The following is a 13,155-nucleotide window of genomic DNA, read 5'->3' as shown; positions in this document are numbered from 1 at the left end:
CCGTCAGCGTGGGGCAGACTGTTTCCCAGGGCGATGTGATCGGCTACGTGGGCTCCACCGGTAACTCCACCGGCAACCACCTGCACATTGAGCTGCGCCAGAACGGCGCCCGCATCAACCCGGCCCTGTATATCCCGTCGTAATTGTATGTTAGGAGGCGTTCCCATGGAAAATCATCACAAGACCGGTATCCGCGTGGTCTGTCTGGTCATCGCGGTGCTGATGGTTGCGGGTCTGTTTTCCTCGGTCGTTTATTCCCTGGTCTGATCCTACCGCCAAGACTGTGGCAGACGGCTTTGTTCCGCCTGCCGGATAAGGAGATTGCCTGATTCATGAGCAGAAAAGTCAACCTGGCCGTGGCCGCCACCGTCACCCTCATCGCAATGGCCGTGACCTTCTCGATCACCATGGTCGTGTCCATGGATATGTTCAACAGCACCGTTTCCAGCGTCAAGAACAAGGAACGGATGTACAACAAACTGTCCGAGATCGACCGCTATGTGCGCGATAATGAATACTTCGACATCAATGAGGACACCCTCAACGATACCATTGCTTCCGGCTACATGCTGGGCATCAGCGATAAGTATGCCCGCTACTATTCCGCCAAAGCCTACACCGAAAAGGTGGGCGTGGAGACCGGGCGCCTGATGAACATCGGCGTGTCGGTGGTCAAGGATTCCTCCTCCGGTTACGCCCGTATCATCCGGGTGTACAGCAACAGTCCGGCCAGTGAGATCGGCCTGCAGGTGGGCGGTTTCATCACCACCATCGGGGACACCAGCGTGCGCACCATGACCGATACCGCCGCCATCAACTCCGCCCTGCTGGGGGAGGAAGGCACCACCGTCAGCATCACCTACCTGAACCCGGACCGCCAGGAACAGCCTGCCGTGGAACTGGTGCGCTCCAACTACACCACCAACACGGTTTTCACCCAGATGACCGGTGACGGCTGCGGCTATGTGTGCATTGATGCTTTTGCATCCACCACCGGCACCGAGTTCCGTACCGCGGTGGAAGACCTGATCAACCAGGGGGCCAAGGCGCTGGTCTTTGATCTGCGCAACAATACCGGCGAATCCCTGGATGCCGCCCTGGTGGCTGCCGACTACTGTGTGCCCGCCGGCCTGATGGCCCAGAGTCAGGCCAAGGACGGTACCCTCACCGACCTGCGTATCTCGGATGACCATGAGATCACCGTTCCCATGGTCTGCCTGGTCAACGGCAGCACCGCCGGCGGTGCCGAACTGTTCGCCAATGCCCTGCGCAAGATGGCCGGCGCCAGCATTGTGGGGACCACCACCGCCGGTAAGGGCGTGGTGCTCAGCGAGCCCCAGAGTTTCTCCGACGGCAGTGCCGCGGTCATCACCATCGGTATGCTGCTGGACAACGAAGGCCAGACCTGGAACGGTACCGGCCTGACCCCGGATGTGGAAGCCGCCTTGACTGCCGACGAGCAGAACAGCTACTATGACTTCACGGTGGATACCGACCCGCAGATCAACAAGGCCGTGACCTCGGTCATGGCCTTGGTCGGGTAAGGGAGGCGGACCTATGCCGGTTTTGACCGACCTTTCCACCATCCGCGACCTGTGCGCGCGGTATGACTTTGCCTTGTCCAAGGGCTTTGGACAAAACTTCATCATCAACCCCGGCATCTGTCCCCGCATTGCCGAAGAGGCGGGCATCGGCCCCGGTTGGGGTGCCCTGGAAGTGGGCCCCGGTATCGGTGTCCTCACCGAACAGCTGGCCAAGCGGGCCGACAAGGTGGTTTCGGTGGAGGTGGACAAGCGACTGGAACCCCTGCTGGCCGAGACCATGGCCGGGTACGACAACTTCAAGCTGGTCATGGGGGATGTGCTCAAGGTAGACCTGGCGGCTTTGCTGAAGGAAGAATTTGGCGACCGCCCGGTGGCTGTCTGCGCCAATCTGCCCTACTACATCACCAGCCCCATTCTCATGCGCCTGCTGGAAGAGAAACTGCCGGTGGAGAACATTACCGTCATGGTGCAGAAGGAGGCCGCACAGCGCCTGTGTGCCGCCCCTGGCACCCGGGAAGCCGGAGCCATCAGCTACGCTGTGGCCTACTACTCCACCCCTAAAATGCTTTTCACGGTGCAGCCGGGGAGCTTTTACCCGGCGCCCAGGGTCACCAGCGCGGTCATCCGGCTGGATGTCCACAAGCAGCCCGCTGTGGAGGTCCCCGACGGGGACGAGGCCGGACTGTTCCGGCTGATCCGGGCGTCCTTCTCCCAGCGCCGCAAGACCATCGCCAACGTGGTGGCCTCCGGACTGAACCTGCCCAAGCCTCAGGTGCTGGAAGCGCTGCAGGCTGCGGGCCTGGATGCCCGCCTGCGCCCCGAACAGCTGACACTGCAGGATTATTGCCGCCTGCTGGGCACACTGCGCGGTTGACACCGCCGCCGGACCATGATACAATAATATGGTTCCCGCTGGCATAGCTCAATTGGCAGAGCAGCTGATTTGTAATCAGCAGGTTGCAGGTTCGATTCCTGTTGCCAGCTCCATCACGCCGCAAGCAATTACGCTTGCGGCGTGTTTTTGGTTAGGGAAGGGACAAGAAAAAACCGGTAAAAAATAAACCCGGCCCCGGAATGACGATCCATTCCGGGGCCGGGTCTTTTCAGAATTTATTTGGTTTCGACGTCTTTGGGCAGCAGTCCGTATACCTCGTACAGGGTCAGCACATCCTGCAAACTCAGCTTTCGGGCAAACAGCTGGCGGTAGGTGGCGGTTTTGACCTTGCCTTCCAGCTTCATCTTGTCCATGCGGGCGGTGGTTTCGGCGTACTGCTTCTGCACAGCTGCCAGCATGGCCTCAAAGGCGGCCAGACGCTCTGCCTCACTCACAGCAGCGTCACCCCCGCAGCTTCACAGGCGCTGCGGGTCTCTTCATCCCACAGGCTCACCTGGACTTCGCCCACATGGGCCTTGCCCAGCAGCAGCATGCACAGACGGCTCTGGCCGATGCCGCCGCCCATGGTCAGGGGCAGCTGACCGTTCAGCAGCATCTGGTGGAAGGGCAGTTCCGCCCGCTCGGGGCAGCCCGCTTCCGCCAGCTGACGGCGCAGGGCAGCAGCATCCACCCGGATGCCCATGCTGGACAGTTCCAACGCGCAGCCCAGGGGCTTGTGCCAGAACAGGATATCGCAGTTCAGGGTCCAGTCGTCGTAGTCGGGGGCGCGGCCGTCATGGACCTGACCGGACGCCAGCTTGCCGCCGATCTGCATGATGCAGACGGTGCCGTGCAGCCGGGTAATCTCATTTTCCCGCTCTTTCGGGGTCAGGTCGGGGTATGTGTCCTCCAGCTCCTGGGTGGTGATGAAGGTGACCTCCCGGCCCAGGCGGACCTTTTTCAGCTCCGGGAACTTCCAGCGCAGCTCGTCGGCGGTGGCACACACCGCGTCCACAATGTCCCGCACCGTGTCTTTCAGGAAGGGGATGGTGCGCTGCTTCTCGGTCACCACACGCTCCCAGTCCCACTGGTCCACATAGATGCTGTGCAGGTTGTCGGGGGTCTCATCCCGGCGGATGGCGTTCATATCGCATACCAGGCCCTGCCCGGGGCGGAATCCATACTTGGCCAGAGCAAACCGCTTCCACTTGGCCAGACTGTGTACCACCTCGGCCTCCTCGTCCAGGCAGGGAACGTCAAAGCGCACAGGGCGTTCCACGCCGTTCAGATCGTCGTTCAGGCCGCTGCCGTGGAGCACGAACAGGGGCGCGGTGACCCGTTTCAGGTGCAAAGCGGCGCACAGCTTTTCCTGAAAGATGGTCTTGATCAGGCCGATGGCCTTCTGGGTGTCGTACAAGCCCAGAAGGCTCTTGTAGTTCTGCGGGATCTGCGTGTTGGACATCTTCATTTTCCTCCTTTATGTGTCTGCTCAAGCTGGGGCAAACTGGCTCTGGTACAATTGGGCATAGAAGCCGTTCTTGGCCAGCAGTTCCTCATGGGTACCGCTCTCGATGATGCTGCCGCTCTTCATCACCAGGATCCGGTCGGCATTCTTGATGGTGGACAGGCGGTGGGCCACAATAAAGCTGGTGCGGCCCTTCATCAGTTCTTCAAAGGCATCCTGCACCAGTACCTCGGTGCGGGTGTCGATGCTGGAAGTGGCTTCATCCAGGATCAGGATGGGCGGGCGCCGCAGCATGACCCGGGCAATGCAGAGCAGCTGACGCTGTCCGGCGCTCAGGTTGTCGCCGTCCTCGGCGATCATGGTGTCGTAGCCCTGGGGCAGACGGCAGATGAAGCTGTGGGCCCGGGCTTTCTTGGCGGCGGCAATGATTTCCTCCCGGCTGGCGTCCGGCTTGCCGTAGGCAATGTTCTCGGCCACGGTGCCGCATTTCAGCCAGGTCTCCTGCAGCACCATGCCCAGGTTGGCACGCAGGGAATCCCGGGTCACCATGTCGATGGGATGGTCGTCCACCTTCAGGGAACCGCCGTTGATCTCATAGAACCGCATGAGCAGGTTGACCAGGGTGGTCTTGCCGCAGCCGGTGGGGCCTACCAGGGCGATGCGCTGCCCGGGCCAGACCCGCAGGTTCATGTCCTCTATCAGGGGGACCTCCGGCACATACCGGAACTTCACATGCTCAAAGGCGACCCGGCCTGCACCCTGACGCAGCTCCACCGCGTCGGGGGCATCGGGAGTGATGGGGGGCTCGTCGATCAGGTCGAACACCCGCTGGGCACAGGCCAGGGCGTTCTGCAGCTCGGTCATGACGCTGGAGATGTCGTTGAAAGGCTTGGTGTACTGGTTGGCGTACTGGAGCAAAGCGGACAGATTGCCCGCGGTGATGCCCCCCGCAATGGCAAAGAGGGCGCCCAGCACACCCACCGCCGCATACACCAGAGAGTTGACAAAGCGGGTGCAGGGGTTGGACAGGGAAGAGTAGAAGGTGGCCCGCAGCCCGCAGGACTGCAGATCCAGGTTGATGCGCTCGAACCGTTCCTCGGCACGGCTCTCGTACCCGAAAGCCCGCACCAGATGCTGGTTGCCCACCAGTTCTTCCACCAGACCGGTCATCTCGGCCCGGGTCTCGCTCTGGACCCGGAACATGGAGTAGGTGTGCTGGGCAATGAACTTGGCCACGAAGATGGAAAGGGGGGTCAGCAGCACTACCACCAGGGTGATGCGCCAGTCGATGGACAGCATGAAGATCAGGGTGACCAGAATGGTCAGCACGCCGGTAAACAGCTGGGTGAAGCCCATGAGCAGACCGTCGGAGAACTGTTCCACGTCGGTGGTCAGCCGGCTGATGGTCTCACCGGGGCGGTGGGCATCAATGTAGCGCAGGGGCAGTTCCTCCATATGGCGGAAGGCCCGCACCCGGATGTCCCGCACCACCTGGAAGGTGATGCGGTTGTTGATCAGGCTCATGAGCCACTGACTCACCGAGGTCACGCAGACCACGATACCCAGCTGAATGGCCAGCCTGACCAGACCAGGCAGATCCACCTGACCGGGACCCAGGATCAGGTCCACGCCCAGGCCGGTGAGAATGGGGGCGTACAGGGTGGTGATGACCGTCACGGCGGCCAGAATCAGGGAAATCAGCACCAGCAGGCGATAGGGGGCAATCAGTTTCAGTACCCGGCGGATGGTATCCCGGCTGGCGGTTTGTTTGGCCTTGCTCATACGGTTTTCTCCACCTCCTCCCGGGAAAGCTGGCTCAGGCAGATCTCCCGATAGACTTCGCAGGTTTTCAGCAGCTCGGCATGGGTGCCGCTGCCTGCCAGAGCACCATCGTCCAGCACCAGAATCCGGTCGGCGCGCTGTACCGCCGTGGCCCGCTGGGACACGATGAACACCGTCATGCCGGAGGTCTTTTCTTTCAACGCCTTGCGCAGGGCCGCGTCGGTGGCGTAGTCCAGGGCCGAGGCGCTGTCATCCAGAATCAGGACGGCGGGGCGGGGGACCAGCGCCCGGGCAATGGTCAGGCGCTGACGCTGGCCGCCGGAAAAGTTGCGTCCGGCGGTCTCCACCGGCTCATCCAGCCCCTTCGGCTTGCCCCGGACGAAGTCCGCCGCCTGGGCAATCTCCAGCGCCGCCCAGATCTGCTCGTCGGTGGCGTTGGGGCAGGCCCAGCGCATGTTGTCCCGGATGGTGCCGGTGAAGAGCACCGCCCGCTGGGGCACCACCCCGATCATGGTGCGCAGCTGGGCAAAGGGATACTGCCGCACATCATGGCCGTACAGTTCCACCTTGCCTTCGGTAGCGTCGTAGAAGCGGGCAATCAGATTGACCAGAGTGCTCTTGCCGCTGCCGGTACCGCCGATGACGCCGATGGTCTGCCCGCTCATGGCCCGGAAATCCAGGTCGGTCAGGCTGGGGGCACCGGCGTCCTTGTAGGTGAAGGTCACATGGTCAAAAGTCACCGCCGGGGCACCCTCCGCGGGAGCCAGCTCCTTGGCCCCGGATTCGGCCGGGTCGGGCATGCCGGTGGGGGTCTTCAGCAGTTCATTGACCCGGATACCGCTGGCCAGGGCCCGGGTCACCGAGATGACCAGATCGGCCATGCGCAGCAGGTTGGTCAGAATCTGGTTCATGTAGCTGATCAGGGCGATGATCTCACCCTGGGTCAGGGCTCCGTCATTGACCAGGGCGCCGCCCCGGACCAGCACCACAATGATGCCGAAGTTGACGATGAGATAGGTCATGGGGTTCATCAGGGCGGAGATGCGTCCCGCCGTGGTCTGGACTTTTTTCAGGGTATCGTTGGTTTTGGTGAAATCCCGGATCTCGTCCTCCTGACGGGAGAAAGCCCGCACCACACGGGTGCCCACATAGTTCTCCCGGGTCAGCAGGGTGACCTTGTCCAGCATGCTCTGGGCCTGGTGATAGCGGGGCACGGTGATGCGCATGATGAGATAGATCACCAGGGAGATCAGCACGGTGACCAGCAGGAACCAGGCGGTCATCTGGGGGCTGATGGACAGGGCCATGATCAGCGCGCCGATGACGATGAAGGGGGAGCGCAGCAGCAGACGCAGGGTCATGTTGACGCCGTTCTGCAGCTGGTTGATGTCACTGGTCATGCGGGTGACCAGCGTCGGGGTGCCGATGCCGTCCAGCTCGGTGTAAGAAAGGGTGTTGATGTGGTGGTACAGGTCCCGGCGCAGCGCCGTGCCGTATCCCAGAGCGGTCTTGGCGGCAAAATACTGGGCTGTCACGCTGGAAGCCAGTCCCACCACGGCCAGCAGTACCAGCAGCCCGCCCTGGCGGGCAATCTGGCCCACGTCCCGGTTCTGGATGCCGGTGTCCACGATGGCAGCCACCACCAGCGGCACCAGAAGCTCAAAGCAGGCTTCCAGCATCTTGAACAGGGGCGCCAGGACGGTTTCCCGTTCGTAGCCTTTGAGATAACGCAGCAATCTGTGCATGCCTTCCCCACCTTTGTATAAAAAATGCAGAAATATTATACCACGCATACCCGCATTTGTCAGCGCTTTTGCCCGGTTTCGATGATTATTTGCCCGCTGCCCGCCTATACTGGTTGTAGTTTATTCACACAGCGGGCACGCCGTTTTGGCGCGCCGAAAGGGGAGTCATATGCTGTATTTTCATAAAGGTTTGTCCTGCTCCGCCGCCCGCACGGTGGGGCGGGCTTTGTCTCTGGCAGGGCAGCAGGGCTGTACCGCCGCCGACACCGGCCACCTGCTGCTGGCCATGCTGCAGACCGCCCAGGGGCCGGCAGCGGATTTCCTGCGCCGCAAAAACATCAGCGAAACCACCCTGCGCAGCTGTCTGGCAGGGCGGGTGTGTACCGGCCGCAGCATCCGCCTGAGCCGGCGGGACCTGGCCCCCGAGATGAGCAAGGCTCTGGAATTTGCGGTGCTGGGCGCCCATGCGGCCCGGGTACCCCGGGCGGAAAATGAGCATCTGCTCTGCGCCATGCTGGAGGACTGTGCCTGTACGGCCAGTGTGTGGCTGGCCTCGCTGGGGGTGGAAGTGCCCCAGGCGGCGCGGGAGTGCCGCCAGCTGTCCGGACAGCTGATCCTGCCTTCCGGCACTCCCCGCATGAGCACCAGCCGGGGCAGCAAACCCAGCGAAAAGTATGGCCGGGACCTGACCCGTCTGGCCCAGGAAGGGCGCCTGGACCCGGTTCTCTGCCGGGACAAGGAGCTGGACCGGATGATCGAGATCCTCTGCCGCCGCCAGAAGAACAATCCCTGCCTGCTGGGGGAGCCGGGTGTAGGCAAAAGTGCCCTGGCCGAAGCGCTGGCCCAGCGCATCGCCGCCGACCAGGTGACCCAGAGCCTGCGGGGACGGCGGGTGCTGGCCCTGGACATGGCGGCCATGGTGGCGGGCACCAAGTACCGCGGCGACTTTGAGGAGCGGTTCAAAAGCCTGCTGGAGGAACTCTACCGGGACCGCATGACCATCCTCTTCATTGACGAGATCCATGTGATCGCCGGGGCCGGCGCCGCGGAAGGAGCCATCGACGCGGCCAGCATCCTCAAGCCCATGCTGGCCCGGGGCGAACTGCAGCTCATCGGGGCCACCACGCCGGAAGAATATCGCAAGACCATCGCCAAGGATACGGCCCTGGACCGCCGCTTCGGCAAGGTGATGGTGGAGGAGCCGGTCCCGGCGGATGCCGAGACCATCCTGCGGGGACTCATGCCCCGGTATGAGCGGTATCACGGGGTCACCATCCCGCCGGCAAGCATTCATGCGGCGGTGGAACTGAGCGTGCGGTACCTGCCGGGACGGTACCTGCCGGACAAGGCCATCGACCTGCTGGATGAGGCCGCCGCTGCGGCCCGCATTGCCAGTGCGGAAAAAGGCGGCAGTCCGGCGACCCTGACGCCCCAGGACATTGCCCGGGTGGTCAGCAAGGCCAGCGGGGTGCCGGCCCAGCGGGTGGGGGAGGCCGAGCGGGAGCGGCTGGAACAGCTGGAAAGCCGCCTTTCCGCCGAGGTCGTCGGCCAGCCCCGGGCGGTGCACGCGGTGGCCGCCGCCATCCGCCGCAGCCGCACCGGCCTGCGGGAAGCGGGGCGTCCCATCGGTGCCATGCTGTTTTTGGGGCCCACCGGGGTGGGCAAGACCCAGCTGGCCCGCACCCTGGCCAAGAACTGGTTCGGCAGTGAGAAGGCCCTGCTGCGCTTTGACATGTCGGAGTATATGGAACAGCACACGGTGGCCCGCCTCATCGGTTCGCCACCGGGGTATGTGGGCCATGAGGAGGGCGGCCAGCTCACCGAAGCCGTGCGCCGCCGCCCCTACAGCGTGGTGCTCTTTGATGAGATTGAAAAGGCCCACGGGGATATCCAGAACATCCTGCTGCAGATCCTGGAAGATGGCGTGCTCACCGACGCCCAGGGCCGTAAGGCGGACTTTTCCAACACCATCATCCTGCTGACCTCCAACCTGGGCGCCCGGTGCCTGGTGGGGCAGTCAGCCCCCCTGGGCTTCGGTACCGCGGCCGAGGATACCGCCCGCCGCAGCAAGCAGGCGCTGCAGGAAGCCAAGGAATATTTCCGCCCCGAACTCATGGGCCGACTGGACGATGTGGTGGTCTTTGACCCGCTTGGTCCGGCCCAGCTGGCAGCCATTGCAGGCAAGCTGCTCACCGAACTGGAAGAGCGGGCCGCCCGACAGGGGTATACCCTGCGCCACACGCAGGCCGCTGCCGCGGCTTTGGCAGGCAGCGAAGTGCCGCCTTACGGGGCCCGGGACCTGCGCCGCAAGGTGAGCAGGGCGGTGGAGCAGGCTCTTGCCGACCGCATTGCCGATGGTACCGCCCATCCGGGCGTGACCTACACCGCCGACGCCGATGCCGACGGCCGCATCATCCTCAGCGACAGCAATCTGGCCGCCTGCGTATAAAAAAGAAGTGCCTTCCTTTTTAATAAGGGAAAGCACTTCTTTGTTTTTATGGTTTTTATGGCTTGTACAGGAACCTCACAGGTTCTGGACCTTGAATTCCTGTTCGCAGTAGATGCAGCGGTACCGTCCGCTGGGGGTCAGGGCAAAGATGTGGTCGCAGCCTTCCTCCAGAGAGGTGATGCAGCGGGGGTTGGTGCACTTGATCACGTTTACCAGCTGCTTGGGCTGCTCCGGCCGGACCTTGCGGGTCACATGGCCGTTCTCGATGTAGGTGATGGTGATCTGGGGGTCCAGATAGCCCAGCACATTGAAGTCCAGGCTCTGGATGTCGCCCTCGATCTTGATGATGTCCTTCTTGCCGCTTTTCTGGCTGCGCACGTTCTGCAGCAGGGCCACGCTGGCGTCGCTGAGTTTTTCCAGCTCCATCAGGTGGTACAGCGCCAGACCGGTGCCGGCGGTGATGTGGTCAATGACCACGCCGTTCTGGATTTCGTCGATGTTCAGCATTCGAAAGCCACCTCCCCGGTCTTGGGGTCTTTCAGACCCAGCAAAGTCATAATCAGTGCCATGCGCATGTATACGCCGTTCTGTGCCTGCTCAAAGTAGGCGGCGCGGGGATCATCATCCACATCCAGGGTGATCTCGTTCACCCTGGGCAGGGGATGGAGCACCGCCATGTCGGCGGGGGCCTGGGCCAGCTTGGCCTTGGTCAGCACGTAGCTGTTCTTCAGGCGGACGTAGTCTTCCTCATTGAAGAAGCGCTCCCGCTGCACCCGGGTCATGTACAGGATGTCCAGCTGGGGCAGGGCTTCTTCCAGGCTGCGGGTCTCCACATAGGGGATGCCCTTGGGGTCCAGCACCTCGGTCAGGATGTAGTCCGGCACCCGCAGCTCCTCGGGGCTGATGAGCACGAACTTCATGTTCGGCCAGCGGGACAGGCTCTTGATCAGGGAATGAACGGTGCGCCCGAACTTCAGGTCTCCGCAGAAACCGATGGTCAGTCCGTCCAGATGCCCTTTGCGGCGGCGGATGGTCATCATGTCCAGCAGAGTCTGGGTGGGATGGCTGTGTCCGCCGTCGCCCGCATTGATGACCGGAATCCGGGAATACCGCGCAGCCCGCAGGGGGGCGCCTTCCTTGGGATGGCGCATGGCGGCAATGTCCGCATAGCAGCTGACGATGCGGATGGTGTCCGCCACCGTCTCGCCCTTGGAAGCGCTGGAAACCCCTGCATCCGGGAAGCCCAGCACCTGGCCGCCCAGGTTCAGCATGGCGGCCTCAAAGGAAAGCCGGGTACGGGTGGAGGGTTCATAGAACAGCGACGCCAGACGCTTGCGGTACGCCACGTCCTTGTAGGCGGCCGGATCGTCATGAATACGGTCGGCCAGGTCCAGCAGGCGCAGCGTCTCCTCGTAAGTGAAATCAAGCGGATCGATCAGGTGTCTCATGGGCAACAACCTTTCCTTTCCTGTTTCTGGTTTGAACGTACAGCCCAAGGCCGCCGACCCTGTGCCCGGGGAAACCCCGTTCGCAGAAGCGGCGGCCTGTAAGCCTCACCTATTCTACAACTATACGAGCTTGCGCACAAGAGCAAAATCAAAAAAATCTGTGTAAAGGGTCTTGCTGCGCACCACCGGACGGCACAGGCGGGAATAACAGGTCTCTTCCAGTTCCAGCAGGGCCTTGTCCGGACTCAGTCCCAGCAGCCGCCGCACGGCGGTCTCCCCGGGCACCGCATGCAGTCGGGCCACCGTGCTGGTGGTCTGGATGTCACAGTGATCCTGAAGAACATCAAAGATGGGCCGGCTAAAGTCGATCCCGTCCAGACGCCCGCCGAAAAGGGCCAGGGGCATCACGTCGGTACAGAACAGCACCGGAATGTCGTCGGCCAGCATCCGCTTGCCCACCACCAGAACCGTCTCTCCGGCCTGCAGGCCCAGGACCCCGGCCAGCTCGGCGTCGGCGGTCTGCCGGGTCACCATGACATGGTCCGTGTGGGGGATGCGCCCCATAGCCTCGATCATCTTGTGGAATTCCATCTTCTGGTCCATGCGGTGGGCCAGGTGGACCACATCCCGGTTCACCACCGTGCCGATGCCCCGCACCCGCTCCAGGTATCCGCCCCGCTCCAGTTCGCTCAGGGCATCCCGCACCACCGTGCGGCTCACCCCCAGTCGGGCGGCCAGTTCCAGTTCCGGCGGCAGACGGTCCAACCCGGCGTAGGCACCGTGGGCCATCTCTTCCAGCAGACGATCCACCACCCGGGCTGAAATCAGCGCCCCGCCCAGCAAGGTGGGGTTCTTTGCGTGCTGTTCCAACCTCACGCCTCCTCTTTCTTTGCTTTGCCGTTCTTTTTGGCGTACCGGCACACATCAGCCAGACAGCACCTGTCGCAGTAGGGCTCGGTGCGGGCGGTGCAGACAGCCCGACCATGGTACACCAGCCGGTGGCAGAAATCACTGCCTTCCTCCGGCGGAATGATCTTCCACAGGGCCATTTCCACCTTCTTGGGCTCCTTGACCCCTTCATCCACCAGCCCGATACGCCCGCACAGGCGGATGCAGTGGGTGTCGGTGACGATGGCCGGCTTGCCGAACACATCTCCCATGATCAGGTTGGCACTCTTGCGGCCCACACCGGGCAGGGCCAGCAGCGCGTCGAAGTCGTCCGGCACCTTGCTGTCATATTTGTCCCGCAGCATCCGCATGCAGGCGGAAATATCCCGGGCCTTGCTGCGGCCCAGCCCGCAGGGTTTCACAATGGCTTCGATCTCTTCCGGTTCGGCGGCGGCCAGGGCCTGCACATCGGGATATTTGGCAAACAGGTCCTTCACCACCACGTTCACCCGTTCATCGGTACACTGGGCAGCCAGACGCACCTCCACCAGCAGCTCCCAGGCATGGTCATAGTCCAGGGTGCAGTCCGCCAGAGGATATTCTTCTTTCAGCCGCTGAATGCAGATGGCGGCCAGTTCTTTTTTGGTCATGAGGGTCTCTCGCTTTCCAAGGGTATTACTTTATCTGCCTTGATTCTACCATTTTAATCGTCTATAATGCAAGGGTAAGTCACGTATTTGCGAAAAAGGGAGAATTTTTCATGGAACCACTGGCACAGCGTCTGCGCCCGCGCACCCTGGCCGAAGTCTGCGGCCAGCGTCATCTGCTGGGGGAGGGGAAGGTCTTCCGCCGTACCCTGGAAGCCGCACAGGCCTCCGGCCGCATCCCCAACATGATCTTCTACGGCCCTTCCGGCGTAGGCAAGACCACCGTGGCCAGCATCATTGCGGCCAACAGCGG

At 62.6% G+C, this 13,155-nt stretch carries 13 protein-coding genes and 1 tRNA gene; 6 read left to right on the top strand and 8 right to left on the bottom strand.

Annotated elements, in window-relative coordinates:
- From Q0K17_RS07885 to Q0K17_RS07870, 4 genes are all read left to right on the top strand, one after another.
- Positions 1 to 143 (top strand): M23 family metallopeptidase (locus Q0K17_RS07885; protein WP_294541878.1); only part of this gene is annotated, 143 nt, incomplete at its 5' end.
- 189 nt (positions 144 to 332) lie between these two features.
- Complete coding sequence (locus Q0K17_RS07880) at positions 333 to 1,544, top strand: S41 family peptidase (protein ID WP_294541876.1); 1,212 nt, start codon at positions 333 to 335, stop codon at positions 1,542 to 1,544.
- 13 nt (positions 1,545 to 1,557) lie between these two features.
- Positions 1,558 to 2,418: a 16S rRNA (adenine(1518)-N(6)/adenine(1519)-N(6))-dimethyltransferase RsmA gene (gene rsmA / locus Q0K17_RS07875; protein ID WP_294541873.1), complete on the top strand. Its 861-nt coding sequence runs from the start codon at positions 1,558 to 1,560 to the stop codon at positions 2,416 to 2,418.
- A gap of 37 nt (positions 2,419 to 2,455) precedes the next feature.
- Positions 2,456 to 2,531, top strand: a tRNA-Thr gene (locus tag Q0K17_RS07870).
- A 123-nt stretch (positions 2,532 to 2,654) separates the two neighbouring features.
- On the opposite strand, the gene Q0K17_RS07865 is transcribed toward Q0K17_RS07870, so the two are convergent.
- From Q0K17_RS07865 to Q0K17_RS07850, 4 genes are read right to left on the bottom strand one after another with little or no spacing between them, the layout of a single operon-like run.
- Positions 2,655 to 2,873: a hypothetical protein gene (locus tag Q0K17_RS07865; RefSeq protein WP_294541871.1), complete on the bottom strand. Its 219-nt coding sequence runs from the start codon at positions 2,871 to 2,873 to the stop codon at positions 2,655 to 2,657.
- Positions 2,870 to 3,880: an aspartate--ammonia ligase gene (gene asnA / locus Q0K17_RS07860; protein ID WP_294541864.1), complete on the bottom strand. Its 1,011-nt coding sequence runs from the start codon at positions 3,878 to 3,880 to the stop codon at positions 2,870 to 2,872. The genes Q0K17_RS07865 and asnA overlap by 4 nt, the downstream gene beginning before the upstream one ends.
- Positions 3,881 to 3,907: 27 nt before the next feature.
- A complete protein-coding gene (locus Q0K17_RS07855) occupies positions 3,908 to 5,665 on the bottom strand; it encodes an ABC transporter ATP-binding protein (RefSeq protein WP_294541853.1) in 1,758 nt (585 codons plus the stop codon).
- Positions 5,662 to 7,410, bottom strand: a complete 1,749-nt coding sequence (locus Q0K17_RS07850; protein ID WP_294541851.1) for an ABC transporter ATP-binding protein — start codon at positions 7,408 to 7,410, stop codon at positions 5,662 to 5,664. Before Q0K17_RS07850 ends, Q0K17_RS07855 begins: the two co-directional genes overlap by 4 nt.
- A 169-nt stretch (positions 7,411 to 7,579) precedes the next feature.
- Here Q0K17_RS07850 and Q0K17_RS07845 point away from each other — a divergent pair, with 169 nt between their 5' ends.
- Positions 7,580 to 9,859 (top strand): ATP-dependent Clp protease ATP-binding subunit, encoded by a 2,280-nt coding sequence (locus Q0K17_RS07845; protein WP_294541848.1) that lies wholly within the window; start codon positions 7,580 to 7,582, stop codon positions 9,857 to 9,859.
- 75 nt (positions 9,860 to 9,934) lie between these two features.
- Here Q0K17_RS07845 and Q0K17_RS07840 read toward each other — a convergent pair whose 3' ends face one another.
- From Q0K17_RS07840 to nth, 4 genes are all read right to left on the bottom strand, one after another.
- Positions 9,935 to 10,366, bottom strand: a complete 432-nt coding sequence (locus Q0K17_RS07840; RefSeq protein ID WP_294541845.1) for an aspartate carbamoyltransferase regulatory subunit — start codon at positions 10,364 to 10,366, stop codon at positions 9,935 to 9,937.
- Positions 10,360 to 11,307 carry an aspartate carbamoyltransferase gene (gene pyrB / locus Q0K17_RS07835; RefSeq protein WP_294541843.1) on the bottom strand — a complete coding sequence of 316 codons (948 nt, stop codon included), beginning with the start codon at positions 11,305 to 11,307 and terminating at the stop codon, positions 10,360 to 10,362. The genes Q0K17_RS07840 and pyrB overlap by 7 nt, the downstream gene beginning before the upstream one ends.
- 120 nt (positions 11,308 to 11,427) lie before the next feature.
- Positions 11,428 to 12,183, bottom strand: coding sequence for a GntR family transcriptional regulator (locus Q0K17_RS07830; protein WP_294541841.1), 756 nt, complete (start codon positions 12,181 to 12,183; stop codon positions 11,428 to 11,430).
- Positions 12,180 to 12,845, bottom strand: coding sequence for an endonuclease III (nth, locus tag Q0K17_RS07825; RefSeq protein WP_294541839.1), 666 nt, complete (start codon positions 12,843 to 12,845; stop codon positions 12,180 to 12,182). The genes Q0K17_RS07830 and nth overlap by 4 nt, the downstream gene beginning before the upstream one ends.
- A 110-nt stretch (positions 12,846 to 12,955) precedes the next feature.
- Here nth and Q0K17_RS07820 point away from each other — a divergent pair.
- A partial coding sequence (locus tag Q0K17_RS07820; protein WP_294541837.1) for an AAA family ATPase occupies positions 12,956 to 13,155 on the top strand: 200 nt, incomplete at its 3' end.

The organism is uncultured Gemmiger sp. (assembly GCA_944388105.1).
Classification (GTDB): domain Bacteria; phylum Bacillota; class Clostridia; order Oscillospirales; family Ruminococcaceae; genus Gemmiger.
The sequence above is the reverse complement of the archived record's forward strand: the minus strand, read 5'-3'. Positions and strand labels throughout refer to the sequence as shown.